A 26,221-nucleotide genomic window follows, 5' to 3' on the forward strand; every position below is an offset into this window, starting at 1 on the left:
TCAGAAGAACACATCCGCCGCGGCGATGGCCTGCCGGCCCGCCCGCGTCGCCAGGATCAGGTTGCCCGCCTCGTCCACGGTCTCGAAGCGGCCCACGGTCTCGGTCGTGCCGGTGCGCGCGGTGATCACCTCGCCCAGCCGCGCCGCCCGGGCCAGCCAGGCCTCGCGCAGCGGCGCGAACCCGTAGGTGACAAAGCGCGCCTCATGTTCCGCATAGGCACCGGCGAGCAGGTCGAGAAACGCCTCCGGCGCCACCGACACCCCCGTCTCCGAGAGCAGCGAGACCGGCGGCACCGCGCCCGGCTCGACCTCGCCCGCGCCCGGCGCCACCGCCAGGTTCACGCCGAAGCCGATGGCCAGATGCGCCACGCCGCGACGCGGGCCGAGGCTCTCCAGGAGGATCCCCGCCACCTTGCCGCCGTTCAGCAACACGTCATTGGGCCATTTCAGCGCCAGCCCCTCGATGCGGCCCGTGGCGAGCGCAAAGGCATCGTAAAGCGCCAGCGCCGAGACGAAGCTGCGCAGCGCCACCACCTGCGGCGCCTCGCGCGGCATCAGCAGCAGCGTGGCCGAGAAATTCCCCTGCGGATTGGCCCAGGCCCGCCCGCGCCGTCCGCGCCCGGCGGTCTGGCGCAGCGCGCAGATCCATTCCGGCCCGGGCAGCGATCCGGCCAGCCGCGCAGCCTCGGCATTGGTGCTGTCCACCTCCGCCAGCACCCGCCGCCCGTATCCCGCAGGCCAGCTCATCTCAGGCGACGCCCCATGGTTTCCATTGGCTGAAAATATCCCCGCCGGAGGCACGGGCGCCTCTGGCGCCCCTACAAAAAAGGCGACGCGCCAGAGGCGCGTCACCACAGGACATCGCCCGAAACCGGGCGTCAGTTGACAAGCGTCGCCGCCGCAGCCGCCGCGGCGCCCTCGACCCCGAAGAGGTTCACCACGCCCACCACCATGATCGCGGCAGAGGCCATCAAAAAGCCCCAGAGCAGCGGCGAGCCGCCGGCATCCAGTGCGTCCTCGCGGTCCTCGCCGAAATACATGTAGTAGACGATGCGCAGGTAGTAGAACGCGCCGATCACCGAGGCGATCACACCGGCCACCGCCAGCCAGACGAGCCCGGCGCCATAGGCCGCCTGAAGCACGTAGAGCTTGCCGAAGAAACCGACCAGCGGCGGCACGCCGGCGAGCGAGAACAGCAGCACCAGCATCGCCAGCGCCCGGCCCGGCTCTTTCTTCGAATACATGCCGAGCGCGCGGATATCGGTCACCGGCTCACCCTCATGGGTCATCGACAGGATGAAGGCGAAGGTGCCCACGTTCATCGTCACGTAGATCGCCATATAGACCAGCATCGCCTGCACGCCGAACTCGGTGCCCGAGGCCAGCCCCATCAGCGCATAGCCCATATGGGTGATCGAGGAATAGGCCATCAGGCGCTTGATGTCGCGCTGGCCGATCGCCGCGACGGATCCGAGGAACATCGAGAGCAGCGACAAGAGCGCCACGACCTGGCTCCAATCGGCGATGGCGCCGCCGAAGGCGTCAAACAGCAGCCGCGCGAACAGCCCCATGGCCGCCACTTTCGGCGCGGTGGCGAAGAAGGCGGTGACCGGGGTCGGCGAGCCTTCGTAGACGTCGGGCGTCCACATGTGGAACGGCACGGCGGAGACCTTGAAGGCCAGACCCGCCATCATCATGACGAGCCCGATCAGCACGCCGAGCGACAGATGCCCCTCGGTCGCCGCGGCGATGATGCCCGAGAACAGCGTGGTGCCGGCGAAACCGTAGGTCAGCGAGGCGCCGTAGAGCAGCAGGCCCGAGCTGAGCGCGCCCAGCACGAAGTATTTCAGGCCGGCTTCGGTGGAGCGCTCGCTGTCGCGGCGCAGCGAGGCGACCACGTAGAGCGCCAGAGATTGCAGCTCCAGCCCCATATAGAGCGACATCAGGTCGCCCGCCGAGACCATCATCATCATGCCGACGACCGCCAGCACCACCAGCACCGGGTATTCGAAGCGCAGGATCTTGTGGCGCGACATGTAGCCCTCGCCCATCAGCAGCACCGCCGCCGCCGAAACCAGGATCACCACCTTGGCGAAGCGCGAGAACGCATCGTCGATGAACATGCCCGAGAAGGCGGCGCGGTCGCCGCTGCCGGTGGTCCCGATCCAGATCGCCACGAGCAGGAAGAGCGCGGCGCTGGCCCAGACCAGAGCCGTGGCCATCTTGTCCTTGCCGGTATAGACCGCGCCGACCAGCGCCAGCATGGCCCAGACCGCCAGCACGATCTCCGGAAGGATGATGTTCAGATCAGCCGAGATCATATCCCGCCCCCTTAGTGGTTGGCTTCGGCCACAACCGGTCCGCCGAGATCGGCGGCCGCGATGGCCGTATCGTAATTGTCCACAAGCGCCTCGACCGAGGGCCCGATGATATCAAGCGCGGCGGAGGGGTAGACCCCCAGCCAGAGCGTCATCACCACCAGCGGCGCAAAGATCCATTTCTCGCGGGCGGTCATGTCCTGGATGGTCTTGAGGCTCTCCTTGATGAGATCGCCAAAGACCACCCGGCGGTAGAGCCAGAGCGCATAGGCCGCCGAGAAGATCACGCCGGAGGCCGCGACCGCCGCCACCCAGGTGTTGACCTGGAAGATTCCCATCAGCGTCAGGAATTCGCCGATGAAGCCGGAGGTACCGGGCAGGCCGACATTGGCCATGGTGAAGAGCATGAAGATCAGCGCATAGGCCGGCATCCGGTTCACCAGGCCGCCATAGGCGTCGATCTCGCGGGTGTGCATGCGGTCGTAGATCACGCCGACGCAGAGGAAGAGCGCGCCCGAGACGAAGCCGTGGCTGATCATCTGGAAGATCGCGCCGTCGACGCCCTGCTGGTTGGCGGCAAAGATCCCCATGGTCACATAGCCCATGTGGGCGACGGACGAATAGGCGATGAGCTTCTTCATGTCTTCCTGCACCAGCGCCACCAGCGAGGTGTAGACGATGGCGATGGCCGACATCCAGAAGACCAGCGGCGCCATGACCTCGGAGCCCACCGGGAACATCGGCAGCGAGAAACGCAGGAAGCCGTAGCCGCCCATCTTCAGCAGGATCGCCGCCAGCACGACAGAGCCCGCGGTGGGCGCCTGAACGTGTGCGTCGGGCAGCCAGGTATGCACCGGCCACATCGGCATCTTGACCGCGAAGCTGGCGAAGAAGGCCAGCCACAACATGGTCTGGAGGCCGCCGACGATATGGATGCCCAGCACCTCGAAATCGGCGAAGGCGAATTCATGCGCCAGCAGCGTCGGGATGTCGGTGGTGCCGGCATCGGCATACATCGCCACCATGGCCACCAGCATCAGCACCGAGCCGAGGAAGGTGTAGAGGAAGAACTTGAAGCTCGCATAGATGCGGTTCTTGCCGCCCCAGATGCCGATGATCAGGAACATCGGGATCAGGCCCGCCTCGAAGAACAGGTAGAACAGCACCAGATCCAGCGCCATGAACACGCCGAGCATCAGCGTTTCCAGCAGCAGGAAGGCGATCATGTATTCCTTGACGCGGGTCTTTACGTCCCAGCTGGCCAGGATGGTCAGCGGCATCATGAAGGTGGTGAGCATCACGAAGAGCACCGAGATGCCGTCGACGCCCATCTTGTAGTTCATCCCCATGATCCAGCGTCCCTCTTCGACCATCTGGAAGCCGGTATCCGAGGTGTCGAACTGGAACAGGATGAAGAGCGAGATCACGAAGGTCGCCGAGGTGGCGATCATCGCCAGCCATTTGGCGTTCCGGTCCGCCGCGGCGTCTCCGCCGCGCAGGAACAGCGCGAGGATCAGCGCCGCGAGCGCGGGCAGGAAGGTGACGATGGACAGCAGGTTATCCATTAGTGGGCCCCTCCGAGGATCGACATCCAGGTCACCAGGATCGCGATCCCGATCACCATGGCGAAGGCGTAGGTGAAGATGTAGCCGGACTGTGCGCGTCCCGCGAGTTTGGTGAAGAAGGGGATGATCCCCATGGCGACACCGTTGATGGTGCCGTCGATGACATTGCCGTCGCCGCGCTTCCAGAAGAAGCGGCCCACCGCCTTGGCGGGGCGCACGAAGAGGAAGTCATAGGCCTCGTCGAAATACCACTTGTTCAGCAGGAAGAGGTAGAGCGGACGCTGCTGCTCGGCGAGCTTGCGCGGCAGCACCGGGTTCACGATGTAGAACCAGTATGCGACCACGAAGCCCAGCACCATGGCGATGAAGGGCGAGAGTTTCACCCAGACCGGGGCGTGGTGCGCCTCGTCCATGACCTCGTTGTCGGGGGCCATGTAGATCGCGCCGTAGTCGAGCCCGGTCGCGGCATGGGCCTCGGCAGCCTCGGCGGCGGGCTCAGCGCCCTCCTCCGTGTCGGCGGCGGCGGTCTCTTCCGTGGCGGTCTCCCCCGTGGCCGGCTCATCGGCCGCTTGCGCAGCCTCTTCGCCATGGCCGGCGGCGGCGGTCTCGGTGCCGTGGCCCGCTTCGCTGGCCTCGGCGTGATGCGCGGGCATGCCGAAGAAGCTCAGCACCTTGTCGTGATCGCCGAAGAAGGCCTTGTAGAACACCATGCCGGAGAACACCGCGCCGATGGCCAGAACGCCCAGCGGGATCAGCATGACCTTCGGGCTTTCATGCGCGTGCTCATGGGTGTGCTTGTCGCCCCGTGCCTTGCCGTAGAAGGTCAGGAACATCAGCCGCCAGGAGTAGAAGGAGGTGAAGAGCGCCGCGATGACCAGCATCCAGAAGGCATAGCCGCCCTCGGTGCCCGCCCAGGAGCTTTCGATGATCGCATCCTTGGAGACGAAGCCGGCAAAGCCGACCCAGCCCGAGAGCGGAATACCCACCCCGGTGATCGCCAGCGTGCCGATCATCATCGCCCAGAAGGTGAAGGGCACCTTTTTGCGCAGCGCGCCATAGTTCCGCATGTCCTGCTCGTGATGCATCGCATGGATGACCGAGCCGGCGCCGAGGAACAGCATCGCCTTGAAGAAGGCGTGGGTCAGCAGGTGGAACATCGCCGCCGAATAGACGCCGACACCGGCGGCCACGAACATGTAGCCGAGCTGCGACATGGTGGAATATGCGATGACGCGCTTGATGTCGGTCTGCACCAGACCGATGGTCGCCGCGACAAAGGCCGTGGTGGCACCGAGGAAGGTGATGAAGGCGGTGGCCTGCGGCGCGTATTCCATCAGCGGCGACATGCGGCAGACGAGGAACACGCCCGCCGTCACCATGGTGGCGGCGTGGATCAGCGCCGAAACGGGTGTCGGGCCTTCCATCGCGTCCGGCAGCCAGGTGTGCAGGAAGAGCTGCGCCGATTTCCCCATCGCGCCCACGAAGAGCAGGAAGGCGATCAGGTTGGCGGCGTTCCAGTCGGTCCAGAGGAAGGTGATCTGGGTCTCCGCGATGCGCGGGATCTCGTTGAAGATCTGGTCGAACTGGATGCTGTCGGTCAGGAAGAACAGCGCGAAGATCCCCAGCGCAAAGCCGAAATCGCCGACCCGGTTGACCACGAAGGCCTTGATGGCGGCGGCGTTGGCCGAGGGTTTCTTGTAGTAGAAGCCGATCAGCAGGTAGGAGGCGAGACCCACGCCCTCCCAGCCGAAGAACATCTGCACCAGGTTGTCGGAGGTCACCAGCGCCAGCATGGCGAAGGTGAAGAGCGACAGATAGGCGAAGAAGCGCGCCCTGTAAGGCGTGTGCTCGAACTGCGGGTCATGCGCCATGTAGCCGAAGCTGTAGAGGTGCACGAGCGCCGAGACGGTGGTCACCACGATCAGCATGATCGCGGTCAGCCGGTCGACGCGGATCGCCCATTCGGTGGAAAGCGTGCCGCTCTCGATGAAGCGGAAGAGCGAGACGGTATGCGCGTCGCCCAGCGTCAGGAACACGATCCAGGACAGGATACAGGCGAGGAACAGCAGCCCGGTGGTGACCCACTGGGCCCCTTTCTCGCCGATGAACTTCCAGCCGAAGCCCCCGACAATGGCGCCCACGAGCGGGGCGAAGAGAATGATCGTCTCCATGTCGGATCAGCCTTTCATCACGTTGACGTCTTCCACGGCGATGGAGCCGCGGTTGCGGAAGAAGCAGACGAGGATCGCGAGGCCGATGGCGGCCTCGGCGGCGGCCACGGTCAGGACGAAGAGCGTGAAGACCTGGCCCGCGAGATCCCCCAGATAGGAGGAGAAGGCCACGAAATTGATGTTCACCGAAAGCAGGATGAGCTCGATGCTCATCAGCAGGATGATCACGTTCTTCCGGTTCAGGAAGATCCCGAAAATGCCGGTGACGAACAGCACCGCCGCCACTGTCAGGTAATGTTCAAGTCCGATCATCTGTGATCTCCGTTCCGACGCCGCGATTGACGTATTCCCAGGACGACGGGAACGAAGATCCCCGCGAAAAAGATGGCTATCCAACTGGCTACGCTCATCGCTGTCCCTATCCCTGCCCCTTTGGGGGCAATTGTCTTCTTCCGGGGCCGCTAGGAGCCCCTGTCTCTTTCGGTTCCCGCCATCGCCGGCGGAAGGCCCCGGGTCGTGCCCGGAGCAGGCCCGGGGCGCGGGCGGAGGCCTAGAGCCCCTGCCCCGGTTTCACGTCCTTCAGCTCCATCGACTTGGCCGGGTCGCGCCACATCTGCGCCAGCACGTTCTGGCGCTTGACGTCGGTGCGGTGGCGCAGGGTCAGCACGATGGCGCCGATCATGGCGACCAGCAGGATGAGCCCGGCAAGCTGGAACAGCAGGAAGTAACGGTCATAGAGCAGCACGCCGAGCGCGGCGGTGTTCTGCACATCCGCCGGCGCCGGTGCCGAGAGCTGCGTCGCCGCCATCTCGGAGGTTTCCCAGGCGCCGAAGGCCATGCCCAGCTCCATCAGGAAGACCAGCCCGATCAGCAGCGCCAGCGGCATGTATTTCGCCATCCCCGCGCGCAGCTCGGCGAAATCGACGTCGAGCATCATCACCACGAAGAGGAAGAGCACCGCGACCGCACCGACATAGACGATGATCAGCAGCATCGCCACGAACTCGGCGCCCAGGAGCACGAAGAGCCCGGCGGAGCTCAGGAAGGCCAGGATCAGCCAGAGCACCGAATGCACCGGATTGCGGCTGATCACCGTGAAAAGCCCCCCGACGATGACGCAAAGGGCAAAGAGGTAGAAGGCGAACACGGTCATGCTTCGTCATCCTTGTTGTCTTCCATGACCTCGCGCGCAAGTTCCATGGCGCGGGTCATGGCGGGTATTCCAGCGAACATCGACATCTGTGCGATGGTCTCGGCGATCTCGTCCTTGGTGGCACCGGCTTCGAGCAGGTGGCGCACCGTCATACGCACCGGCGTATCGGCCTGCGCGCCCTGCATCGTCAACCCCGCAAGCGTCAGCAGCAGCCGGGTCTTGGCGTCGAGCCCCTCTTTCGAGAGACCGCGCCCGAACCAGAACTCCATGACGTCCTTGGGCATGGTCGGCCAGAGTTTCTCGAACCCCTTGGGGCTGAAGCTCTCCAGCGCCGGGTTGAAGGCCCGCGCCATCTCATGCGCCTGGCCCATCATCAGCTCGAAAGGCGTCTTGGATTCGCTCATGCGGTCCCCTCCCCGTCTTCCGTTCCGATCCGCCCGGGCACGCGGCCCGCCGCGTTCCGCAGATGCCGCGCGCGCAGCCCGCCCGCCGTCCCGGTCTGCCCGGGAAAGCGGCTGCCTGTCGCGCAGGCGTCGGTCTGCGGCGAGGTGTGGCTCATCGGTAAGGTGCGTCCAGCTCCAGGTTGCGGGCGATCTCGGCTTCCCAGCGTTCGCCGTTCTCGAGCAGTTTCTGCTTGTCGTAGAACAGCTCTTCGCGGGTCTCGGTGGAGAACTCGAAATTCGGGCCCTCGACGATGGCATCCACCGGGCAGGCTTCCTGGCAGAAGCCGCAATAGATGCATTTCGTCATGTCGATGTCGTAGCGCGTGGTGCGGCGCGAGCCGTCGTCACGCGGTTCCGCGTCGATGGTGATGGCCTGCGCCGGGCAGATCGCCTCGCAGAGCTTGCAGGCGATGCAGCGCTCTTCCCCGTTGGGGTAGCGGCGCAGCGCATGCTCGCCGCGGAAACGCGGGCTCAGCGGGCCTTTCTCGTGCGGATAGTTCAGCGTCGGCTTGGGCGCGAAGAAATACTTCATCCCCAGCGCGAAGCCTTTGATGAAATCCGCCAGCAGAAAGTATTTCGCGGCGCGACCGTAGTCGATTTGGGTCATGGCTTAAACTCCTGTGGTCCAGCGGGTGAACACACCCCAGAACCAGCCGAATTTTGCTGCGAAGGAGACGAAGACCACCCAGACGAGGCTGAAGGGCAGGAAGACTTTCCAGCCCAGCCGCATCAGCTGGTCATAGCGGTAGCGGGGGGTGATCGCCTTCACCATCGCGAAGATGAAGAAGAAGAACACCATCTTGAGGACCATCCACAGGATGCCGTCGGGCAGGCCCGGGATCGGCGACAGCCAGCCGCCGAAGAACAGCAGCGAGACCAGCGCGCACATCAGCACCACGGCGGTCAGTTCGCCGATCATGAAGAGCAGGAAGGGCGTCGCGGAATATTCCACCTGATAGCCGGCCACCAGCTCGGATTCCGCTTCGGGAAGGTCGAAGGGCGGGCGGTTGGTCTCGGCCAGCGCCGAGATGAAGAACAGGAAGACCATCGGGAAATGCGGCAGCCAGTACCAGGACAGGAGCCCCGCCCCGTCCTGCGCATGCACGATGTCGGTCAGGTTCATCGACCCGGTGGAGATGATCACGCCGATGATGATCAGGCCGATGGACACCTCGTAGGAGATCATCTGCGCGGCGGAGCGCAGCGAGCCGAGGAACGGGTATTTCGAGTTCGACGCCCAGCCGCCCATGATCACGCCATAGACCTCAAGCGAGGAGATGGCGAAGATATAGAGGATCGCCACGTTGATATCGGCGATGACCCAGCCGTCATTGAAGGGAATCACCGCCCAGGCGATGAAGGCCATCACCAGCGAGATCATCGGCGCCAGCAGGAACACGACCTTGTCGGCGCCCGCCGGAAACACCACCTCCTTGACGATGTATTTCAGGAAGTCCGCAAAGCTTTGCAGCACGCCGAAGACACCCACGACGTTGGGGCCGCGCCGCATCTGCACGGCGGCCCAGACCTTGCGGTCCATGTACATCAGAAAGGCCAGCGCCACGAGGAGCGGGACGAGAACCAGCAGGATCTGCCCGGTTATGAGGAGCGCGATTCCAAGGCCGGTGTTGGTAAAGAAGTCTGCCATCAAGTGTCCCTCACACCATCGGTATTCCGTTCTCGGCACAGGCCAGAGCGACGACTTCCGCGTCGATGGTCTTGAGCCCTCGGGGCAGCGCCGCCGAGATCGTGTAAACAGCATCTCCGCGCCAGAGGCCACCCTCTTGCGCGACATTCGTGCGCAGATGCCGCGCAAATCCGTAACCGCGGATCAGCGCATACTGCGCCGCAGCACAACGCGCGTAATCTTCCACGTCGCCCGCATCCCGGGCGCCGCGCATCTCGACGAAGAAATTCACAAGATCCCCGTCGAGCAGCCGCGTCTCGACCCCCGCATATTCCGGCACAGAGGGCGCCTCGTCCTGCGGGGTTTCCTCGCAGGAACAAAGCGCCGCCAGCGCCAGAATCGGTATGCCGAGCCGCGCCCACATGCTTACTCCGCAGCCATCGGCCGCTCTTTGCGTGCCTTGGCATTGGCCGAGAGCTCCGCCATCAGCACCGAGGCCCGCGCGATCGGGTTGCTCAGGTAGAAGTCGCGCACCGCATAGCGGAAGCTCGCATCGCCCAGCTTGCCCGGGGCGACCGCCGACCAGGTGTTGCCCGGCACGGTGTCGATCTCGACCAGATGCGGCACGGCGGCCACCAGCGCCTGACGCAGTTGCGGCAGACTGTCCCAGGGCAGCGTCGCGCCCAGCTCGGCAGAGACCGCGCGCAGGATCGCCCAGTTCTCCTTGGCCTCGCCCGGCGCAAAGCTCGCGCGCAGCGCCAGCTGCGGACGGCCCTCGGTGTTCACGAAGAGGCCGTTTTCCTCCGTGTAGGCAGCGCCCGGCAGGATTACATCGGCGCGGTGCGCGCCGCGGTCGCCATGGCTGCCCTGATAAATCACAAAGGGGCCATCGGCGATCTCGACCTCGTCGGCGCCGAGGTTCCAGATCACATCCGCGCCGTCCATGGCGGCATCCATGCCGCCCTCGGTCACGGCACCCACATCCATCGCGCCGACACGGCCAGCGGCAGTGTGCAGCACCATGAACTTCGACTGCGTGTCCTCGGCCAGCTTCATCGCGGCGGCGAGCACGCCGGCACCGTCAGCCTCCTGCAAGGCGCCCTGCCCGACGATCACCACCGACGGCGCGTCGCGCACATCGCCATAGTCCTTGTCGAGCAGCCCCTGCAGCGCGGCACGGTCGGTGCCGACATGGGCGTAATCATAGGTGAGGTCCACCGCCTCGCCCACGAGACCGATCTGCGCACCGGCGAGATAGGCCTTGCGGATGCGCGCGTTCAGCACCGGCGCCTCGTCGCTCGGGTTGGTGCCGATAAGCTGGATGAATTTGGCGCCGTCGATATCCTCGATGGAGGCATTGCCGACATAGCCCGAGCGGTTGCCGGCGGGCAGCCGCGCGCCATCGGTGCGGCATTCCACATTGCCGCCCAGCCCCTCGATCATCGTCTTGAGCGAGAACGCTGCCTCGACCGGGGCGAGATCGCCCACGAGGCCCGCAGGCTTCTTGGCGCCCTTCAGCGCCTCGGCGGCCTTGCTCAGCGCCTCGGGCCAGGTGGCCGGGCGCAGCTTGCCGTCCTCGCGCACATAGGGCCTGTCGAGCCGCTGGCGGCGCAGCCCGTCCCAGACAAAGCGCGTCTTGTCGGAGATCCACTCCTCGTTCACGCCATCATGGTTGCGCGGCAAAAAGCGCATCACTTCGCGGCCCTTGGTATCGACCCGGATATTGGAGCCGAGCGCATCCATCACGTCGATGCTCTCGGTCTTGGTCAGTTCCCACGGGCGGGCGGTGAAGGCATAGGGCTTGGAGACCAGCGCGCCCACGGGGCAGAGGTCGATGATATTGCCCTGCATGTTCGAGTCGAGCGTCTGGTTCAGATAGGAGGTGATCTCCGCATCCTCGCCGCGCCCGGTCTGGCCCATCTGGGTGATGCCCGCCACCTCGGTGGTGAAGCGCACGCAGCGGGTGCAGGAGATGCAGCGGGTCATATGGGTTTCGACCAGCGGCCCGAGATCGAGATCGTCCACCGCGCGCTTGGCCTCGCGGAAGCGCGAGAAATCCACCCCATAGGCCATGGCCTGATCCTGAAGATCGCATTCGCCGCCCTGGTCGCAGATCGGGCAGTCGAGCGGGTGGTTGATGAGCAGGAACTCCATCACACCCTCGCGGGCCTTCTTGACCATCGGCGAATTGGTCTTGACCACCGGCGGCTGGCCTTCGGGCCCGGGGCGCAGGTCGCGCACCTGCATGGCGCAGGAGGCGGCGGGTTTCGGCGGGCCGCCGACGACCTCGACAAGGCACATCCGGCAGTTGCCCGCGATGCTGAGCCGCTCGTGATAGCAGAAACGCGGCACTTCGATCCCGGCCTGTTCGCAGGCCTGAATCAGGGTCATCGCCCCGTCGACCTCTAGCTCGTTCCCGTCGATGATGATCTTGCGCAGGTCACTCATTGGCATCTTCCCAGACAGAATTTCTCTCGGCACGGCGCAGGGGCCGTCCCGGGCAAGGCATGTCGGCGCGGGCCGCGATATCCGCCCCGCCCGTCATCACCATGCCCTCAGGAGCGCACCGACCGATGTGCCCCTCTCGATTTCCTCGCGCCCGACGCGGCAATAGCCCGCCTCGACGCCCAGTGTCACGCCGCGGGCCTTCAGCCAGGCCTCGCCCTCGGCGCGGTATTTCTTCTTCTCGGCTTTCGAGGTCACGTAATCCTCGATTTCCTCGTCGCTGTACCCCAGCGCGGCGGCGCGCGATTTCAGCTCGCCGAGATAGCTGTAGGCGGTGATCATCCGCGCGCCGATGCTGCCGCATTGCTTGCGGATCTCGTCGGCGATGCCCACGGCGAGCAGCCCGTCATGAATCTCGCGCACCTCGCCGAGCGGCGGTTTGGCCGTGGCGTCGGCAGGCATCGCGGAAAGCCCCATGAGAGCGGCCAGGAAAAGCGGTGTCATCGTCTTGCGCATGTCAAAGCTCCGGATAGCGATTGCGGGGCGCGCACTGGCGCGGCCCCCTTCGCTTACCGAAATGGGGGCGCCACCGCCGGCCCTGCAAGGACCGGCGCGCCCGATGCGCGATATGACACCTGCGCGTCTCACTCGGTGCAGCTCCCCCGGAAGGTCACCTTGTCACTCTCGATCATCAGCTGCTCCGGCGGCGTATCGGGGCCGACCTGCCAGTCGATATCCGAGGTGCCAAGATAATCGATGCAGTATTTGATACCCTGATAGCGCGCCGCCGCGACGGCGCCGTCGAGCGAGGCGCTCGCCGGACCGGCAGTGGCGACAAAGCTCTTGCGATCCCCCCGGACCGCCTTGGCGCTGCCCGGAAACACCATGCCGCCATACTCGAAACGGTTGGCCTTGGAATATTTCCCGCAGGCCGCCAGCGACAGCATCAGCGTCGCGCAGCCCAGCAGCAGCACCCTGTTGATCTTGCTCCGGTTCGTCACGTTGGTCATCGCTTCCGTCACAGTTTCTGGAGCACCCGGCCCACTTCGGAGCCCTGTGCAATCTCGGCCTCGCCCACCGCGCAGAGGCTTTCGGGCACATCCGGCAGCGCGCCGCGCGCCGCAAGATAGGCCCCGGCGCTCGCCGAGGAGGTATTGAAATCATGGTTGGCATAGACCGCGTCCAGAGCGGCGCGGTCGGCGCCCTCGGCCACCAGCTCCTCGGTGGCGCGGGTCACCGCCCCGCTCCAGGGCGACGGCGCCAGCGAGATGCCCTCGGCATAGCACTGATCGGCGATGCGCTCGGCCACGCTGATGGTCACCACCCGGTGTTCCCAGCGCTCGGCCAGCGAGGCACCGCGCGCCGGCGCGTTCGCAGACGGCAGCGCCGTGCCGGACGGGCCCTGGCAAGCCGCCAGCAGCGTCAGAAGAGCGGGGATCGAGAGCAGGCGCAGGCTCATGCCGCCACCTCGCGGCAGCCCTTGTCCCGCCAGGCGGTGGCCTGCGGCAGCTCGGCCCAGCCAAAGGCGTGCTCGGAGGGGCCGTTCTCGCGCAGATGTTCGAGCCGCGCCAGCGCCTCGTCGAGCGAGGGTTTATGCCCCGCGGGCACCCACCACATGACGAAATGCTGCTTGCCGAGGATCTCGAACCATTCCTCGCGGCGGTCGTAGAACTGCCGGTGCACGGTCTTCCACACAAAGGTTTCGAGGCTTTCCACGTCTTCCCAGACGGTGAGGTTGGCGACGAATTGCGGATCGTCGCCGATATTGTTCTCGGTATTGCCGGTGCCCGGCTCGCCCGAGCCCTCCATCATCCAGACAAAGCCCGGCATGCGCTTGCCCATGCCGTTGATCCGGTCGAGCGCGTTCATGAAATCGGCCACACGCGGATCGTCGGTCGGCGCCAGCAGGCGGCCCACGTTCAACTCGGCCAGATGCATGCTGTCGCTCATGCCGCCTCTCCGCATTGCTTGGTCTTCCAAAGCTCCGCCTCTTTCAGATGCGCCCAGCCGAATGCGAATTCGCTGTCGCCATGTGCTTCAAGGTGACGGAAGCGCTCCATCGCCTCGGTTGTCGTCGGGCGGTGCCCCTCGGGCACCCACCACATCACCAGTCGCACCGCATCCACCGCGTCGTACCATTCGGCCTTGCGGTCGTAGAAGCGCTTGTGAACCGTGTTCCAGACGAAATGCTCCAGATGCGCCGCGTCTTCCCAGACCGACAGCGTGGAGGCAAGGCGCGGATTGCCGCCAAGCGCGCCCTCGGGGGCGAGCTGCTCGGCTTCCATCTCGTCGCCATCCATCATCCAGACGAAACCGGCGCTGCGCTGCGCAATGGCATTCACGCGACCGATCCCGTCGACAAAATCCTTCACCCGGGGATCGTCCCAATCGTATTTGAGAACCCCGAGGTTGAACTCCGCCAGATGATGCCCGTCAGGCTGCATCGGTTCACTCCGCCGCCATCGCGCCCATGCGACCGGTCTTCTTGGCCTTGATGCGGTCCTCGATCTCCTCGCGGAAATGCCGGATCAGGCCCTGGATCGGCCAGGCCGCCGCGTCGCCGAGCGCGCAGATCGTGTGGCCCTCGACCTGTTTGGTCACGTCGAGCAGCATGTCGATCTCCTCGACCTCCGCCTCGCCGGTGACCAGACGGTCCATGACGCGCATCATCCAGCCGGTGCCCTCGCGGCAGGGCGTACACTGGCCGCAGCTCTCGTGCTTGAAGAATTTCGACAGGCGCCAGACCGCTTTCACCACATCGACCGAATTGTCCATGACGATCATGCAGCCGGTGCCAAAGCTCGACTTGTTCTCGCGCATCCAGTCGAAATCGAAGATCGCATCCTCAAGCGCATCGCGCGGCAGCACTGGGCAGGAGGCGCCGCCGGGGATGATCGCCTTGAGATTGTCCCAGCCGCCGCGAATGCCGCCGCCGTGCTTTTCGATGATCTCGCGCACCGAGAGCGACATCTCTTCCTCGAAGACGCAGGGCGTGTTGACGTGACCGGTGAGCCCCATGAGCTTGGTGCCGGCATTGTTCTTGCGCCCGAAGCCCGAGAACCAGGTGGCGCCGCGGCGCAGGATCGTCGGCACCACCGCGATGGATTCGACATTGTTCACCGTGGTCGGGCAGCCGTAGAGACCCGCGCCCGCCGGGAAGGGCGGCTTCATCCGGGGCATGCCCTTCTTGCCTTCGAGGCTTTCCAGCAGCGAGGTCTCTTCGCCGCAGATATAGGCGCCGGCACCGTGATGCAGGTAGAGGTCGAAATCCCAGCCAGACCCGCAGGCGTTCTTGCCGATCATGCCGGCATCGTAGGCCTCGTCGATGGCCGCCTGAAGCGCCTCTTTCTCGCGGATATATTCACCGCGAATGTAGATATAGGAGGTATGCGCCCCCATGGCGAAGCTGGCGATCAGCGCGCCCTCGATCAGCGTATGCGGATCGTGGCGCATGATCTCGCGGTCCTTGCAGGTCGCGGGCTCGGATTCGTCGGCGTTGATCACCAGATAGGCGGGGCGACCGTCGCTCTCCTTGGGCATGAAGGACCATTTCAGGCCCGTCGGGAAGCCGGCACCGCCGCGCCCGCGCAGGCCGGAGGCCTTCATCTCGTCAACGATCCAGTCGCGGCCCTTCGCGAGGATCCCGGCGGTTCCGTCCCAGTGGCCGCGCGCCTTCGCCCCTGCCAGCGTGCGATCATGCATGCCGTAGAGATTGGTGAAAATGCGGTCCTCGTCCTTCAGCATCGCATCAGTCCTTGTCCTTCTGGCGGGCACGCCAGAGCCCGTAGATCATCCAAATCGCCGTCCCGAACCCGGCCAGTGCGGCCAGGTCGAAGAAAGCCCGTGTGCGGTGACTCCAGCCGAGCCATTCGCCCGCTGCCGTCGCCGCGATCCAGGCCAGCCCGGTGCCGGCAATCACCAGCGCAATGATGCGCCCCTGCCGGGTGTGGCTGTCCTGGTCTGTCATTCCCTCGGCCTCCAGAGGCATCGGCCCGGCGCGAACCCGGGATGCAGGCGCTGCCTGCCGGATCCGCCGCCCGGGCCCCTGCCCGTCTGCCCTGTTTCGTCCTGCTCGCGGGCCTTGCGGCGGCCCGGAGCCCGTCTGTCCCTTCGGTCCTCAGTAGACCTCGCCCTTGTCGACGCGCTGCGAGAACTCGGTATCGCCACCCGCCGCAAGGATCTTTGCCTGACCGATCCAGTCGTCGCGCGACACGCGGCCCCGGAAGCCCTTGAGGTTGGAATCCATCCAGGCCACCTCGGCGGCGCTCCAGCCGGCGATCTGGTCGAAATGGAAGATCCCCAGCTCGTGCAGCAGCGACTCGAGCTTCGGCCCGACGCCCTTGATTTCCTTGAGGTTGTCCGGCCCGCCCTCGCGGGCGGCGGTCAGTGCCTCGGGCCGGGTTTCGCCGGCATCTTCTTCAGCGGCGGGCGCCTCGGCCTCTTCGGCCTCGCCCTCGTATGTCCAGCTGCCCTTGCGGCTCGCCAGCTCTTCCTCGCCGGCCAGCGGTTTGCTGGGCTTGACCGCGGCGGGCGCCTCGTCGGCCGCGGGCGCGGCCTTCTCGGCCGGTTCTGGTTCGGCAGCCGGTGCCGCAGGTGCGGAGGTGGTCACCGGGGCCGGCGCGGAAGGCGCCGGCGCGGGCGCCGGTTTCAGCGGCGCGGGGGCCGGGCGGGTGCCCGGTTTCGGCACGGGCGCGCAGAACAGCCAGACGAACAGCAGCCCCAGCAGCACCGCCGCGAGCACGCCGAGCAGGATCGCCGCGACGATCCCCCGGTGTCCCGCCAGCGCGAAGATCAGCACCAGAAGCCCGATTACTGCGGCTGCGCCCCAGCATTTCTTCTGGCAGCCGCCGTCAATGGCCGTGTCCGTCATTCCCCGTCTCCCTCGTCACCAGTTCCTTATGAGCGTGTCAGTCGTCATCGTAGACATCGCCCTTTTTAACACGGGATGCGAATTCCGTCTCGCCGCCCTCGGCCAGCACCTTGGCCTGGGACACCCAGTCGTCGCGCGTCACCCGGCCCTTGAAGCCGGTGAGATTGGCATCGACCCAGGCGACCTCGTCGGCAGACCAGTTGGCGATCTGGTCGAAATGGTAGAAACCGAGGCTGTTGCAGAGCTCTTCGAGCTTCGGCCCGACGCCCTTGATCAGCTTGAGATTGTCCGCCCCGCCCTCGCGCGGGCCCTCCAGCGCCTCGGGACGGGTGCCGACATTCTCCTCGCCCTCGACCGGCTCCGCCGGCTTGCCGGCGCTCGTGACCGGCGCCTCGCGCTTGTCGATGCCGGTCTCGTCGGCGGGCGCACCGCCGGAAAGCTTGGGCGCGTGCGGCGTCGGCGCCGCATCGCCGCTTTCATGGGACCGGTCGCGCCAGGGGGTGCGCAGCGGCACTTCGGTGCCGTCGATGCGCTTGACCGTGTCGCCGATATCCGTCGCCAGCGTGACCGAGGCGTTATAGGGCGCGCGGCCCTCCGCATGGGCGGTCAGCACCACCGGCCCGCCCTTGGGCTCGGAGGCGTAACGGCCGTTCTGCGGGCCCGGCACCGGCACCTTGCCGGCGGAGAGCTCGTCGAGCAGCTCGGCCAGACGCTCGGCGGTCAGATCCTCGTAGTAATCCTTGCCGATCTGCGCCATCGGCGCGTTGGCGCAGGAACCGAGGCATTCCACCTCTTCCCAGGAGAACTTGCCGTCGTCGGAAACCATATGCGCCTTGGGCGCGATCTTTTCCTTGCAGACCGCCATCAGATCCTCGGCGCCGCAGATCATGCAGGTGGTGGTGCCGCAGATCTGCACATGCGCCACCGAGCCCACCGGCTGAAGCTGGAACATGAAGTAGAAGGTCGCGACCTCCAGCACCCGGATATAGGCCATGCCCAGCATGTCGGCGACGGTCTCGATCGCCTTCTGGGTCAGCCAGCCCTCCTGCTCCTGGGCGCGCCACAGCAGCGGGATGACCGCGCTGGCCTGACGGCCTTCGGGATATTTGCTGATCTGGCCCTCGGCCCAGGCCAGGTTGGCTTGGGTGAAGGCAAAGCTCTCGGGCTGTTCGGGATGAAGGCGGCGAAGCATCAGTCGGATGGCCTCTCGTAGGTTGTCGGATCCGCGGCTTGCGCGGGGGCCTTGCGGCCCGGAACGGTTATGGCGGCGCCGGGCACCGGGCTCAGCCCGCCTCGGCCACCTCGGTGGCCGGTTCTTCGACCGGCGCGCAGGCGCCCGAGGTCAGGCGGAAACCGCCGGCCTCGGTCTGCACGCCCTGGCGGCCGGCGATGCGGTACTGGGCGATCTGCTGGATCTGCTCGCGAGTGAGCCCGGTCTGAAGCTCGACCGGCAGGTAATCGGATTCACGTTCGAGGCTGCACCCGACCGAAGCGACCGCCTCATCGAAGGCGGCGATATCCTCGGCATCGGTGCCCTGCGGCGGCAGCGCCAGGCAGCCGGCAGTGGCGAAGAGCGGCAGCAGCGCCAGGCTTTTCTTCAGCATCACGGTCCCCAAACCCCTCTTTCCTTTTCTTGCGGCCGCGCGGGCCGGGATGGCCCGGGATGCGCACACGCACACCCGAGGCCTGTCGTTCAGACGCTCAGCGGTCGACCTCGCCGAACACAATGTCGAGCGAGCCGAGGATCGCGGCCACATCGGCCAGCTGGTGGCCCTTGCAGACGTGATCCATGGATTGCAGGTGCAAATAGCCCGGCGCGCGCAGCTTGGCGCGGTAGGGCCGGTTGCTGCCATCGGCCACCAGATAGACACCGAACTCGCCCTTGGGCGCCTCGACACAGGCATAGACCTCGCCCGCGGGCACGTGGAAGCCCTCGGTATAGAGCTTGAAGTGGTGGATCAGCGCCTCCATCGAGGTCTTCATCTCCGACCGCTTCGGCGGGGTCAGCTTGCCCCGGGCCATCACGTCGCCCTTGTTTTCCGGCAGGCGCAGCTTGTCGATGGCCTGTTTCATGATCTTGGTCGACTCGCGCATCTCGGCCATGCGGCAGAGATAGCGGTCGTAGCAGTCGCCATTCTTGCCGACAGGGATCTGGAACTCGAACTCGTCGTAGCACTCATAGGGCTGCGCGCGGCGCAGATCCCAGGCGAAGCCGGAGCCGCGCACCATGACGCCGGAATAGCCGTGTTCCTGAATGTCCTCTTCGCTGACGATGCCGATATCGGCATTGCGCTGCTTGAAAATCCGGTTCTCGGTCAGCAGCCCGTCGATATCGTCGAGCACCTTCGGGAAGCTCTCGCACCAGGCGTCGATATCGTCGAGCAGCTCGGGCGTGAGATCCTGATGTACGCCGCCGGGGCGGAAATAGGCGGCGTGGAGCCGGGCCCCGCAGGCGCGCTCGTAGAAGATCATCAGCTTTTCGCGCTCTTCGAAGCCCCAGAGCGGCGGCGTCAGCGCGCCCACGTCCATCGCCTGCGTGGTCACGTTCAGCAGGTGGTTCAGGATGCGCCCGATCTCGCAGTAGAGCACCCGGATCAGCGAGGCGCGGCGCGGCACCTCGGTGCCGGTGAGCTTTTCGATCGCCAGACACCAGGCATGTTCCTGGTTCATCGTGCCGACATAATCGAGCCGGTCGAAATAGGGCAGGTTTTGCAGATAGGTGCGGCTCTCCATCAGCTTCTCGGTGCCGCGATGCAGCAGCCCGATATGCGGATCGCAGCGCTCGACGATCTCGCCGTCGAGTTCCAGCACCAGACGCAGCACGCCGTGGGCCGCCGGGTGCTGCGGGCCGAAGTTGATGTTGAAGTTGCGGATTTGCTGTTCGCCGGACAGCGCGTCGGTGCTGCCGTCGTCGAACTTGGAACCGTCCATCATCCTCACACCTCTTTCATCGCGGGGGCGCCAAGAATTTTCGAACGAAAATTCTTGGCGCGGGCGAGATTTTTCGTCCGAAAAATCTCGCAAGACCTCGAAGCGGCGCGCATCACTTCGCCTCCGCCTTTTCGTCGCCGGGCAGCACGTATTGCGCACCTTCCCAGGGCGACATGAAATCGAACTGGCGGTATTCCTGCACCAGGCTCACCGGCTCGTAGACCACGCGCTTGAGTTCCTCGTCATAGCGCACCTCGACATAGCCCGTGGTCGGGAAGTCCTTGCGCAGCGGATGGCCGCGGAAGCCGTAATCGGTGAGGATGCGGCGCAGGTCGGGATGGCCCGAAAACACGATGCCGAACATGTCGAACACCTCGCGCTCGAACCAGTTGGCAGACGGGTGCACAGCGGTGATCGAGGGCACGACCTCCTCCTCGCGCGCCGCGACGCGCAGGCGAATGCGGTGGTTCTGATACATGCTCAGGAAGTGATAGACCACGTCGAACCGCTTCGGCCGCGCGGGGTAATCCACCGCGGTGATGTCCACCAGCGAGGAGAAGCGGCAGGAGGGATCGGTCTTCAGGAACTCGACAAAGCCCGCGATATTGGCGGGCGCCACATCGACGGTCAGTTCGCCAAAGGCCACATCCCAGCCCAGCACGCAATCGGGGCGTTTCTGTTCGAGATGCGCCCCAAGTTCGCTCAGTGCCTGCGTCATTGCTCGCCCTCCCTCAGCGCACGATCGTTCCGGTGCGCCGGATCTTTTTCTGAAGCGCCATCAGCCCGTACATCAGCGCCTCTGCCGTCGGCGGGCAGCCGGGCACATAGACGTCGACCGGCACGATGCGGTCGCAGCCGCGCACGACGCTGTAGCTGTAATGGTAATAGCCACCGCCATTGGCGCAGGAGCCCATGGAGATCACATAGCGCGGCTCGGGCATCTGGTCATAGACCTTGCGCAGCGCCGGCGCCATCTTGTTGGTCAGCGTGCCGGCGACGATCATCAGATCCGACTGGCGCGGGCTGGCGCGCGGCGCGGTGCCGAAGCGTTCGAGATCGTAGCGCGGCATCGAGCTCTGCATCATCTCGACCGCGCAGCACGCAAGGCCGAAGGTCATCCAGTGCAGCGAGCCGGTGCGGGCCCAGTTGATGACGTCATCTACGGAGGTGAGCAGAAAGCCCTTGTCCGACAATTCGCGGTTCAGCGCCTGGGTGGCGACCTCGCGGTCGGGCCCGGCGGTGTTCGCCCCGGTCATCACTCCCATTCCAGCGCCCCTTTCTTCCATTCATAGGCGAAGCCGATGGTCAGCACCGCCAGGAACACCATCATCGACCAGAACCCCACCATGCTCACATCCTTGAAGGCGGTGGCCCAGGGGAACAGGAAGGCGATCTCGAGATCGAAGATGATGAAGAGGATCGACACGAGGTAGAACCGGACGTCGAATTTCATCCGCGCGTCGTCGAACGCGTTGAACCCGCATTCATAAGCCGAAACCTTTTCGGGGTCTGGGTGACGCACGGCAAGCACGACGGCGGCGAGGATGAGAATGGCACCGAGCGCGATGGCTACGGCAAGAAAAATGAGAATCGGGAGGTATTCCCGCAGCATCTCTTCCACGTGCTGGCTCCTTTGCGAGGCGCGCCGTCCGTCCGGCGCGGAGACCATGGCGATGTTGCCTTGCTAAGACGTGACTTATCCCCGTGACGTGGCGGGGTCAACAAGCTCGGCACATATTCCCGAAAGGTTAAATTGCTGATTTATTAACAGGATAAGGGGGATCCTCTGGCAAAGCCCCGATCCTGCGGCAATTTTCCCGTCGACTTTTGCATACAAATCCGGCGCTTGCACCGCTCACACGGTCATCGCCACCAGCGCCATGGCACTCATCACCGCCGCGAGCGGTCCCCAGAAGCGCCGCTCGGCCGGTGCGCGCGACAGAAAATGCAGCACCGCGATCAGCGCCTGCGCCGCCAGCGCCGCCCAGCCGGTCCAGCGCGGCCAGCCCAGCCCGGGAAACCCGGCCGCCGAGACCACCGCCAGCGCCATGAATCCCAGCAGCGGTATATAAAGCACGGCCATCAGCCGCGCCTGCGCCGAAAGCGCACCCGGCGCCTGCCCGCCCGGCGCCACCGCCCCCAGCGGCGCGCCGGCAATCAGCGCGATCTGGAAAAAGATCCCTGCCAGGCAAAGCGTTGCATAAAGATGTGCGATCTGAGTCGTCACGCCCAGGGCGCCTTTCGCTTGTCGAAGAAGGCGGCGATTCCCGCCTGCGCCTCCTCGGTCTCCCATCTCGCGGCAAGCCCGTCGATGGCGAAATCCACCTGCTGCGGCGTCACGCCGCCGGCCAGCGCATTGAGCAGCGCCTTGGCGTCGCGCACCGCAAAGGGCGCGCAGGCGAGGTACGGTGCCACCTCCGCCTCCACCGCCGCCTCCAGCGCCTCTGCCGGCACGGCACGGGTCAGCAGGTTCAACCGCACCGCCTCCTCGGCGCCAAAGACCCGTGCGTTCATGAACACCTCGCGCGCCCGCACCGCGCCCATGCGCGCCACCACATAAGGCCCGATATTGGCCGGAATCAGCCCCAGCCGCGTCTCGGTGAAGGCCATCTTCAGCCCCTGCGCCCCGATGCTCACATCGCAGACCGCCACCAGCCCGACGCCGCCGCCAAAGGCATTGCCCTGCACCCGCCCGATCAGCGGCTGCGGCAGTGCCACCAGAGCCTCGAGCGCCGTGGCGATGCGGCGCGACTCGGCCTTGCGGGTCTCGCCATCCATGCCGAACTGCTCGCGCATCCAGCCCAGATCGGCGCCGGCGCAAAAGGTCGGCCCCTCGGCGGCCAGCACCACCACCCGCACCGAGTCGTCCTCCGCCAGCGCCCGCGCCGCCGCCTCCAGCTCGCCCATCATCTGCGCCGAGAGCGCGTTGTGCTTCTCCGCCCGCGCCAGCGACAGCGTCGCCACCCCGCGCGTGTCGCGCGTCACCGTGATCAGCTCCATCGTCCAGCCTCCACTTCTCGCCTCACCCGCGCAGCGCCCGCGCCATCGCCGCCGCCTCTTCCAGCACGCCCATGTCGAGCCCGGTCTCATAGCCGAGCTCTGCCAGCCGCGCCGCCACCGCCTCGGTCGCCACATTGCCCTCGGCGCCCGGCGCATAGGGGCAGCCGCCCAGGCCGCCCACGGCGGCATCGAAGACCCGCAGCCCCCGCGCCAGCGACACCTCGATATTCTCCAGCGCCCGCTTGCCGGTGTCGTGGTAATGCCCCGCGAGCCGCGCCGGCTCGATCTCCTCCAGCACCGCGACCAGCATCGCATCCACCGCCTCGGGCACCCCGCGTCCGATCGTGTCGCCGAGCGAGATCTCGTAACAGCCCATGTCGCGCAGCTCCGCCGCGACCCGCGCCACCGCCTCCGGCGCCACCGCGCCCTCATAGGGGCATTCCACCACGCAGGAGATATAGCCCCGCAGCTTCACCCCGCGCGCCGTCGCCGCCTCGGCCACCGGGCGGAACCGGTCCAGGCTCTCGGCGATCGAGGCATTGATATTGGCGCGGCTGAAACTCTCCGAGGCCGCGCCAAAGATCGCCACCTCGTCCGCGCCGGCAGCCATCGCCGCCTCGAACCCCTTCATATTGGGCGTCAGCGCCGCATAAGACACGCCTGGCGCCCGCGCGATCCCCGCCAGCACCTTGTCGGAATCGGCCATCTGCGGCACCCAGCGCGCGCTGACGAAACTGGCGCATTCGATGCGCCGGAACCCGGCCCGGCTCAGACAATCCACCAGCGCGATCTTCTCCGCCGCCCCGATCCGGCGCTCTTCGTTCTGCAAGCCGTCGCGCGGGCCCACCTCGAAGATCTCGACATATCCGCTCATCTCTCAGACCCCGCCTTTCATCTTTCTGCAAATACTCCCGCAGACCCGCGCCAGAGGCAAACCGCCAGCCCCCCGGGCCTGCCACCGCCACGGGCGCCCGCCCGAGCCGCCGCCGCAGGCGCGCGGCGAGACAAACTGCGCGCGCATCGCGCGCCCCGCCAGATCACTCCGCCCAGGCCGGATAGAAATCGCGATCATAGAGCCCCTCGCCCGCCTCCGGCAGACAGCGCGCAAACGCCGCCCGCCCGCTCACCCGCCCATACCAGGCGCCAAGCGCCGGGAACCCGTCCAGCGCCGCGAAATGCCGCGCCATATAGACCGCCTGCCCCAGCGCGATATCCACCGCCGAGAACCCAGAGGTCAGCATGTGATCGCGGTTCTCCAGGGGCGTCGATAGCCGGGCCTCCAGCGCCGCGTAACATTTCTCCAGCCGCTTCGCCTCCAGCCGCATGACAATGGGCGAGCGCATGTGATCCTCGCGCAGCATCAGATGCTGCTGAGTCAGCGCCGCCACATGCTGCGAGATCGTCTCGGAGAAATGCAGCCAGCTCAGCCAGGCCATGCGGTCGGGGCTGCCCGGCGCGCGGCCCAGGCCCGCATCCGGAAAGCGCTCGCAGAGATATTCCATCATCGCGAGGCTCTCGAACATGCGCTCGCCCTCGATCTCCAGCGCCGGCACCCGGCCCGCCGGCGAGAGCGTCAGATACTCCTCCGCCCGCAGCGACTTGTCGAAGGGCCGCACCACCAGCTCGAACGGCACCTCCAGCTCATAGAGCAGCCAGAGCACCCGCATCGAGCGGCTCTCGGGCACATGGTGCAGCCGGATCACGCCGCCGCCTCCTCTTCCTCCTCCAGCCGGATCAGCGCCGCGCCCGCCTCGACCTGCGCACCGTCGGCCACCAGCACCTCGGCCACCACGCCGTCGCGCGCCGCCGTCAGCGTGTGCTCCATCTTCATCGCCTCGAGCACCGCCAGCCGGTCGCCCGCCGTCACCGCCTGCCCGGGTGTCGCCAGCACCGAGACCACCCGGCCCGGCATCGGCGCCTCGATCAGATTGCCGCCGGCGCCGAGCGCCGCCGCGCGTTCCAGCGGATCGACCGCCACAAAGACCTGCCCGCCCTCGGCAAAGACGGTGATCTCCGCGCCCTCGTGAAACAGCGCCGGGGCCGGCCGCCCGTCGAGCCGCCATCTGCCATCGACGCGCTCGGCGCGCACCGTGACATCGCCAAACGAGATCTCCGCCCGGTCACGCCCCGCGACGCGCAGCACACAGGGCAGCTCTTCCTCACCCTGACGCAGCAGCACATGGCGCGCCAGCGGCGCCCAGAGCGCAAATCCGCTCTGCGGCGCAGCCGCCTCCCAGAGCCTCGCCGCCGCCAGCGCCGCCTGCGCCACAACCTGCGGCGACGGCCCGGGCGCCGCCGTCAGCGCCTCCAGATCGCGCCCGATCAGCCCGGTATCCACCTCGCCGGCGACAAAGCCCTCGTGCCGCGCCAGCGCGCCGAGAAAGGCGAGATTGGTCACCGTGCCCGCCACCTGCGTCTCCGCCAGCCCGCGCGCCAGCTTGCGCAGCGCGATCTCCCGCGTGGCCCCGTGCACGATGAGCTTGGCGATCATCGGGTCGTAATGCGGCGAGATCACATCGCCCGAACGCACCCCGCTATCGGCCCGCACATCCGCCGGAAAACCCAGATGCGCCAGACGCCCGGTGGCCGGCAGGAACCCCGCCGGCACGTCCTCGGCGTAAAGCCGCGCCTCGAAGGCGTGGCCGTCGATACCCAGCTCCTCCTGCGCCTTCGGCAGCGGCTCTCCCGCCGCGACACGGAGCTGCCATGCCACCAGATCGACGCCGGTGATCGCCTCGGTCACCGGATGCTCCACCTGAAGCCGCGTGTTCATCTCCATGAACCAGAACCCGTCCGGGCGCAGCCCGCGCGCGCCGTCGACGATGAACTCCACCGTGCCCGCGCCCTTGTAGCCGATGGCCTCGGCGGCGCGCACCGCCGCCGCGCCCATGGCCTGACGCATCTCTGCGGTCATGCCCGGCGCCGGCGCCTCCTCGATCACCTTCTGATGGCGGCGCTGCAAGGAGCAATCCCGTTCGAAGAGATGCACCGCCTTTTCGCCATCGCCAAAGACCTGCACCTCGATATGGCGCGGCTTGGTGACGAATTTCTCGATCAGCACCGCCTCGTTGCCGAAGGCGCCGCGCGCCTCGGCCTGCGCGCTCTTCAGCGCCTCGGCAAACTCCGCCGCGCGCTCGACCAGCCGCATGCCCTTGCCACCGCCGCCGGCAACCGCCTTGATCAGCACCGGGTAGCCGATGGCCTCCGCCTCACCCGCGAGGAATTGCGGATCCTGCTCCTCGCCGTGATAGCCCGGCACCACCGGCACGCCGGCCTCCGCCATCAGCCGCTTGGCCGCGTCCTTGAGGCCCATCGCCCGGATCGCCTTTGCCGACGGGCCGACAAAGACCAGCCCCGCCGCCTCCACCGCCTCGACGAAATCGGGATTTTCCGACAGGAAGCCGTATCCGGGATGGATCGCCCCCGCCCCGGTCTCCAGCGCCGCCGCGATGATGGCCTCGCCGCGCAGATAGCTCTCCGCTGGCGCGGCACCTCCGATACAGACCGCCTCATCGGCCATGGCCACATGTTTCGCCCCGGCATCCGCCTCGGAATAGACCGCGACGCAGCGCAGCCCCATGGCCCGCGCCGTCTCGATTACCCGGCAGGCGATCTCGCCCCTATTGGCTATCAGCACCGTGTCAAACATCGCTCCCCTCCCAGAGGCTTCCATTCCCGTTCTGCGCTCTGCCATTGCT

At 66.4% G+C, this 26,221-nt stretch carries 31 protein-coding genes; all 31 read right to left on the minus strand.

Features of this window, described 5'->3' with window-relative positions; translation table 11 throughout:
- Positions 1 to 747 carry a biotin--[acetyl-CoA-carboxylase] ligase gene (locus tag Ga0080574_RS22835; protein ID WP_076705057.1) on the minus strand — a complete coding sequence of 249 codons (747 nt, stop codon included), beginning with the start codon at positions 745 to 747 and terminating at the stop codon, positions 1 to 3.
- 131 nt (positions 748 to 878) lie between these two features.
- Positions 879 to 2,321, minus strand: coding sequence for an NADH-quinone oxidoreductase subunit NuoN (gene nuoN, locus Ga0080574_RS22840; RefSeq protein ID WP_076705059.1), 1,443 nt, complete (start codon positions 2,319 to 2,321; stop codon positions 879 to 881).
- Positions 2,322 to 2,332: 11 nt separating this feature from the next.
- On the minus strand, positions 2,333 to 3,883 hold the full coding sequence (locus Ga0080574_RS22845) for an NADH-quinone oxidoreductase subunit M (RefSeq protein WP_076705061.1): 1,551 nt from the start codon (positions 3,881 to 3,883) through the stop codon (positions 2,333 to 2,335).
- A complete protein-coding gene (gene nuoL / locus Ga0080574_RS22850) occupies positions 3,883 to 6,054 on the minus strand; it encodes an NADH-quinone oxidoreductase subunit L (protein WP_076705063.1) in 2,172 nt (723 codons plus the stop codon). Before nuoL ends, Ga0080574_RS22845 begins: the two co-directional genes overlap by 1 nt.
- Before the next feature lie 6 nt (positions 6,055 to 6,060).
- Complete coding sequence (nuoK, locus tag Ga0080574_RS22855) at positions 6,061 to 6,366, minus strand: NADH-quinone oxidoreductase subunit NuoK (protein ID WP_008884673.1); 306 nt, start codon at positions 6,364 to 6,366, stop codon at positions 6,061 to 6,063.
- Between the two features lie 238 nt (positions 6,367 to 6,604).
- Positions 6,605 to 7,207, minus strand: coding sequence for an NADH-quinone oxidoreductase subunit J (locus Ga0080574_RS22865; RefSeq protein WP_076705067.1), 603 nt, complete (start codon positions 7,205 to 7,207; stop codon positions 6,605 to 6,607).
- Entirely contained in the window at positions 7,204 to 7,611 is a 408-nt protein-coding gene (locus Ga0080574_RS22870; protein WP_076705069.1) for a carboxymuconolactone decarboxylase family protein, read from the minus strand. Before Ga0080574_RS22870 ends, Ga0080574_RS22865 begins: the two co-directional genes overlap by 4 nt.
- Positions 7,608 to 7,766: a hypothetical protein gene (locus tag Ga0080574_RS26075; protein ID WP_156876432.1), complete on the minus strand. Its 159-nt coding sequence runs from the start codon at positions 7,764 to 7,766 to the stop codon at positions 7,608 to 7,610. Before Ga0080574_RS26075 ends, Ga0080574_RS22870 begins: the two co-directional genes overlap by 4 nt.
- Positions 7,763 to 8,257 carry an NADH-quinone oxidoreductase subunit NuoI gene (nuoI, locus tag Ga0080574_RS22875; RefSeq protein ID WP_076705071.1) on the minus strand — a complete coding sequence of 165 codons (495 nt, stop codon included), beginning with the start codon at positions 8,255 to 8,257 and terminating at the stop codon, positions 7,763 to 7,765. Before nuoI ends, Ga0080574_RS26075 begins: the two co-directional genes overlap by 4 nt.
- 3 nt (positions 8,258 to 8,260) lie before the next feature.
- On the minus strand, positions 8,261 to 9,298 hold the full coding sequence (gene nuoH / locus Ga0080574_RS22880) for an NADH-quinone oxidoreductase subunit NuoH (protein ID WP_076705073.1): 1,038 nt from the start codon (positions 9,296 to 9,298) through the stop codon (positions 8,261 to 8,263).
- Between the two features lie 10 nt (positions 9,299 to 9,308).
- Positions 9,309 to 9,701, minus strand: a complete 393-nt coding sequence (locus Ga0080574_RS22885) for a YNQ4 family lipoprotein (protein ID WP_156876433.1) — start codon at positions 9,699 to 9,701, stop codon at positions 9,309 to 9,311.
- Positions 9,702 to 9,703: 2 nt separating this feature from the next.
- Entirely contained in the window at positions 9,704 to 11,725 is a 2,022-nt protein-coding gene (nuoG, locus tag Ga0080574_RS22890) for an NADH-quinone oxidoreductase subunit NuoG (RefSeq protein WP_076705075.1), read from the minus strand.
- Positions 11,726 to 11,821: 96 nt separating this feature from the next.
- Positions 11,822 to 12,238 (minus strand): DUF5333 domain-containing protein, encoded by a 417-nt coding sequence (locus Ga0080574_RS22895; protein ID WP_076705077.1) that lies wholly within the window; start codon positions 12,236 to 12,238, stop codon positions 11,822 to 11,824.
- Positions 12,239 to 12,366: 128 nt separating this feature from the next.
- The gene (locus Ga0080574_RS22900; RefSeq protein WP_076705079.1) at positions 12,367 to 12,732 is read right to left on the minus strand and encodes a hypothetical protein; all 366 of its coding nucleotides are present in this window, start codon (positions 12,730 to 12,732) and stop codon (positions 12,367 to 12,369) included.
- Positions 12,733 to 12,740: 8 nt separating this feature from the next.
- Positions 12,741 to 13,181 carry a DUF5333 family protein gene (locus Ga0080574_RS22905; RefSeq protein ID WP_076705081.1) on the minus strand — a complete coding sequence of 147 codons (441 nt, stop codon included), beginning with the start codon at positions 13,179 to 13,181 and terminating at the stop codon, positions 12,741 to 12,743.
- Positions 13,178 to 13,672, minus strand: coding sequence for a DUF3291 domain-containing protein (locus Ga0080574_RS22910; RefSeq protein ID WP_076705083.1), 495 nt, complete (start codon positions 13,670 to 13,672; stop codon positions 13,178 to 13,180). Before Ga0080574_RS22910 ends, Ga0080574_RS22905 begins: the two co-directional genes overlap by 4 nt.
- Positions 13,669 to 14,166 carry a DUF3291 domain-containing protein gene (locus Ga0080574_RS22915; RefSeq protein WP_076705085.1) on the minus strand — a complete coding sequence of 166 codons (498 nt, stop codon included), beginning with the start codon at positions 14,164 to 14,166 and terminating at the stop codon, positions 13,669 to 13,671. Before Ga0080574_RS22915 ends, Ga0080574_RS22910 begins: the two co-directional genes overlap by 4 nt.
- 4 nt (positions 14,167 to 14,170) lie before the next feature.
- Positions 14,171 to 15,466 carry an NADH-quinone oxidoreductase subunit NuoF gene (gene nuoF, locus Ga0080574_RS22920; protein WP_076705087.1) on the minus strand — a complete coding sequence of 432 codons (1,296 nt, stop codon included), beginning with the start codon at positions 15,464 to 15,466 and terminating at the stop codon, positions 14,171 to 14,173.
- A gap of 4 nt (positions 15,467 to 15,470) precedes the next feature.
- The gene (locus Ga0080574_RS22925) at positions 15,471 to 15,689 is read right to left on the minus strand and encodes a DUF5337 domain-containing protein (protein WP_076705089.1); all 219 of its coding nucleotides are present in this window, start codon (positions 15,687 to 15,689) and stop codon (positions 15,471 to 15,473) included.
- A gap of 150 nt (positions 15,690 to 15,839) precedes the next feature.
- On the minus strand, positions 15,840 to 16,592 hold the full coding sequence (locus tag Ga0080574_RS22930; RefSeq protein ID WP_076705091.1) for a helix-hairpin-helix domain-containing protein: 753 nt from the start codon (positions 16,590 to 16,592) through the stop codon (positions 15,840 to 15,842).
- A 37-nt stretch (positions 16,593 to 16,629) separates the two neighbouring features.
- Complete coding sequence (locus Ga0080574_RS22935; protein WP_076705093.1) at positions 16,630 to 17,784, minus strand: NADH-quinone oxidoreductase subunit E; 1,155 nt, start codon at positions 17,782 to 17,784, stop codon at positions 16,630 to 16,632.
- Positions 17,785 to 17,875: 91 nt separating this feature from the next.
- On the minus strand, positions 17,876 to 18,196 hold the full coding sequence (locus Ga0080574_RS22940) for a hypothetical protein (RefSeq protein WP_076706111.1): 321 nt from the start codon (positions 18,194 to 18,196) through the stop codon (positions 17,876 to 17,878).
- Positions 18,197 to 18,293: 97 nt separating this feature from the next.
- Positions 18,294 to 19,526: an NADH-quinone oxidoreductase subunit D gene (locus Ga0080574_RS22945; RefSeq protein ID WP_076705095.1), complete on the minus strand. Its 1,233-nt coding sequence runs from the start codon at positions 19,524 to 19,526 to the stop codon at positions 18,294 to 18,296.
- 109 nt (positions 19,527 to 19,635) lie between these two features.
- The gene (locus Ga0080574_RS22950; protein ID WP_076705097.1) at positions 19,636 to 20,241 is read right to left on the minus strand and encodes an NADH-quinone oxidoreductase subunit C; all 606 of its coding nucleotides are present in this window, start codon (positions 20,239 to 20,241) and stop codon (positions 19,636 to 19,638) included.
- Positions 20,242 to 20,254: 13 nt separating this feature from the next.
- On the minus strand, positions 20,255 to 20,788 hold the full coding sequence (locus Ga0080574_RS22955) for a NuoB/complex I 20 kDa subunit family protein (RefSeq protein WP_198039762.1): 534 nt from the start codon (positions 20,786 to 20,788) through the stop codon (positions 20,255 to 20,257).
- A complete protein-coding gene (locus tag Ga0080574_RS22960; RefSeq protein WP_076705101.1) occupies positions 20,779 to 21,144 on the minus strand; it encodes an NADH-quinone oxidoreductase subunit A in 366 nt (121 codons plus the stop codon). The genes Ga0080574_RS22955 and Ga0080574_RS22960 overlap by 10 nt, the downstream gene beginning before the upstream one ends.
- Before the next feature lie 234 nt (positions 21,145 to 21,378).
- On the minus strand, positions 21,379 to 21,750 hold the full coding sequence (locus Ga0080574_RS22965; RefSeq protein ID WP_083716929.1) for an NADH dehydrogenase: 372 nt from the start codon (positions 21,748 to 21,750) through the stop codon (positions 21,379 to 21,381).
- Complete coding sequence (locus Ga0080574_RS22970; protein WP_076705103.1) at positions 21,747 to 22,523, minus strand: crotonase/enoyl-CoA hydratase family protein; 777 nt, start codon at positions 22,521 to 22,523, stop codon at positions 21,747 to 21,749. The genes Ga0080574_RS22965 and Ga0080574_RS22970 overlap by 4 nt, the downstream gene beginning before the upstream one ends.
- A gap of 22 nt (positions 22,524 to 22,545) precedes the next feature.
- Positions 22,546 to 23,397 (minus strand): hydroxymethylglutaryl-CoA lyase, encoded by an 852-nt coding sequence (locus Ga0080574_RS22975; protein WP_076705105.1) that lies wholly within the window; start codon positions 23,395 to 23,397, stop codon positions 22,546 to 22,548.
- A 163-nt stretch (positions 23,398 to 23,560) separates the two neighbouring features.
- Positions 23,561 to 24,226: a glutathione S-transferase family protein gene (locus Ga0080574_RS22980; protein ID WP_076705107.1), complete on the minus strand. Its 666-nt coding sequence runs from the start codon at positions 24,224 to 24,226 to the stop codon at positions 23,561 to 23,563.
- Complete coding sequence (locus tag Ga0080574_RS22985) at positions 24,223 to 26,172, minus strand: acetyl-CoA carboxylase biotin carboxylase subunit (protein WP_076705109.1); 1,950 nt, start codon at positions 26,170 to 26,172, stop codon at positions 24,223 to 24,225. The genes Ga0080574_RS22980 and Ga0080574_RS22985 overlap by 4 nt, the downstream gene beginning before the upstream one ends.
- Positions 26,173 to 26,221 lie beyond the last annotated feature (49 nt).

The organism is Salipiger abyssi (genome assembly GCF_001975705.1).
GTDB classification, from domain to species: domain Bacteria; phylum Pseudomonadota; class Alphaproteobacteria; order Rhodobacterales; family Rhodobacteraceae; genus Salipiger; species Salipiger abyssi.

Excerpts from the sequence above, each read along its gene's own strand:
- Ga0080574_RS22835 (WP_076705057.1), bottom strand. The coding sequence starts at position 747 with ATGAGCTGGCCTGCGGGATACGGGCGGCGGGTGCTGGCGGAGGTGGAC.
- Ga0080574_RS22970 (WP_076705103.1), bottom strand. The coding sequence starts at position 22,523 with ATGGAGCTGATCACGGTGACGCGCGACACGCGCGGGGTGGCGACGCTG.
- Ga0080574_RS26075 (WP_156876432.1), bottom strand. The coding sequence starts at position 7,766 with ATGAGCCACACCTCGCCGCAGACCGACGCCTGCGCGACAGGCAGCCGC.
- Ga0080574_RS22865 (WP_076705067.1), bottom strand. The coding sequence starts at position 7,207 with ATGACCGTGTTCGCCTTCTACCTCTTTGCCCTTTGCGTCATCGTCGGG.
- Ga0080574_RS22900 (WP_076705079.1), bottom strand. The coding sequence starts at position 12,732 with ATGACCAACGTGACGAACCGGAGCAAGATCAACAGGGTGCTGCTGCTG.
- nuoH (WP_076705073.1), bottom strand. The coding sequence starts at position 9,298 with ATGGCAGACTTCTTTACCAACACCGGCCTTGGAATCGCGCTCCTCATA.
- nuoN (WP_076705059.1), bottom strand. The coding sequence starts at position 2,321 with ATGATCTCGGCTGATCTGAACATCATCCTTCCGGAGATCGTGCTGGCG.
- nuoL (WP_076705063.1), bottom strand. The coding sequence starts at position 6,054 with ATGGAGACGATCATTCTCTTCGCCCCGCTCGTGGGCGCCATTGTCGGG.
- Ga0080574_RS22885 (WP_156876433.1), bottom strand. The coding sequence starts at position 9,701 with ATGTGGGCGCGGCTCGGCATACCGATTCTGGCGCTGGCGGCGCTTTGT.
- Ga0080574_RS22905 (WP_076705081.1), bottom strand. The coding sequence starts at position 13,181 with ATGAGCCTGCGCCTGCTCTCGATCCCCGCTCTTCTGACGCTGCTGGCG.
- Ga0080574_RS22985 (WP_076705109.1), bottom strand. The coding sequence starts at position 26,172 with ATGTTTGACACGGTGCTGATAGCCAATAGGGGCGAGATCGCCTGCCGG.
- nuoI (WP_076705071.1), bottom strand. The coding sequence starts at position 8,257 with ATGACCCAAATCGACTACGGTCGCGCCGCGAAATACTTTCTGCTGGCG.
- Ga0080574_RS22915 (WP_076705085.1), bottom strand. The coding sequence starts at position 14,166 with ATGCAGCCTGACGGGCATCATCTGGCGGAGTTCAACCTCGGGGTTCTC.
- nuoK (WP_008884673.1), bottom strand. The coding sequence starts at position 6,366 with ATGATCGGACTTGAACATTACCTGACAGTGGCGGCGGTGCTGTTCGTC.
- Ga0080574_RS22975 (WP_076705105.1), bottom strand. The coding sequence starts at position 23,397 with ATGAGCGGATATGTCGAGATCTTCGAGGTGGGCCCGCGCGACGGCTTG.
- Ga0080574_RS22925 (WP_076705089.1), bottom strand. The coding sequence starts at position 15,689 with ATGACAGACCAGGACAGCCACACCCGGCAGGGGCGCATCATTGCGCTG.
- nuoG (WP_076705075.1), bottom strand. The coding sequence starts at position 11,725 with ATGAGTGACCTGCGCAAGATCATCATCGACGGGAACGAGCTAGAGGTC.
- Ga0080574_RS22870 (WP_076705069.1), bottom strand. The coding sequence starts at position 7,611 with ATGAGCGAATCCAAGACGCCTTTCGAGCTGATGATGGGCCAGGCGCAT.
- Ga0080574_RS22950 (WP_076705097.1), bottom strand. The coding sequence starts at position 20,241 with ATGACGCAGGCACTGAGCGAACTTGGGGCGCATCTCGAACAGAAACGC.
- Ga0080574_RS22935 (WP_076705093.1), bottom strand. The coding sequence starts at position 17,784 with ATGCTTCGCCGCCTTCATCCCGAACAGCCCGAGAGCTTTGCCTTCACC.
- Ga0080574_RS22845 (WP_076705061.1), bottom strand. The coding sequence starts at position 3,883 with ATGGATAACCTGCTGTCCATCGTCACCTTCCTGCCCGCGCTCGCGGCG.
- Ga0080574_RS22910 (WP_076705083.1), bottom strand. The coding sequence starts at position 13,672 with ATGAGCGACAGCATGCATCTGGCCGAGTTGAACGTGGGCCGCCTGCTG.
- Ga0080574_RS22930 (WP_076705091.1), bottom strand. The coding sequence starts at position 16,592 with ATGACGGACACGGCCATTGACGGCGGCTGCCAGAAGAAATGCTGGGGC.
- Ga0080574_RS22945 (WP_076705095.1), bottom strand. The coding sequence starts at position 19,526 with ATGATGGACGGTTCCAAGTTCGACGACGGCAGCACCGACGCGCTGTCC.
- Ga0080574_RS22940 (WP_076706111.1), bottom strand. The coding sequence starts at position 18,196 with ATGCTGAAGAAAAGCCTGGCGCTGCTGCCGCTCTTCGCCACTGCCGGC.
- Ga0080574_RS22895 (WP_076705077.1), bottom strand. The coding sequence starts at position 12,238 with ATGCGCAAGACGATGACACCGCTTTTCCTGGCCGCTCTCATGGGGCTT.
- nuoF (WP_076705087.1), bottom strand. The coding sequence starts at position 15,466 with ATGCTGAAGGACGAGGACCGCATTTTCACCAATCTCTACGGCATGCAT.
- Ga0080574_RS22955 (WP_198039762.1), bottom strand. The coding sequence starts at position 20,788 with ATGGGAGTGATGACCGGGGCGAACACCGCCGGGCCCGACCGCGAGGTC.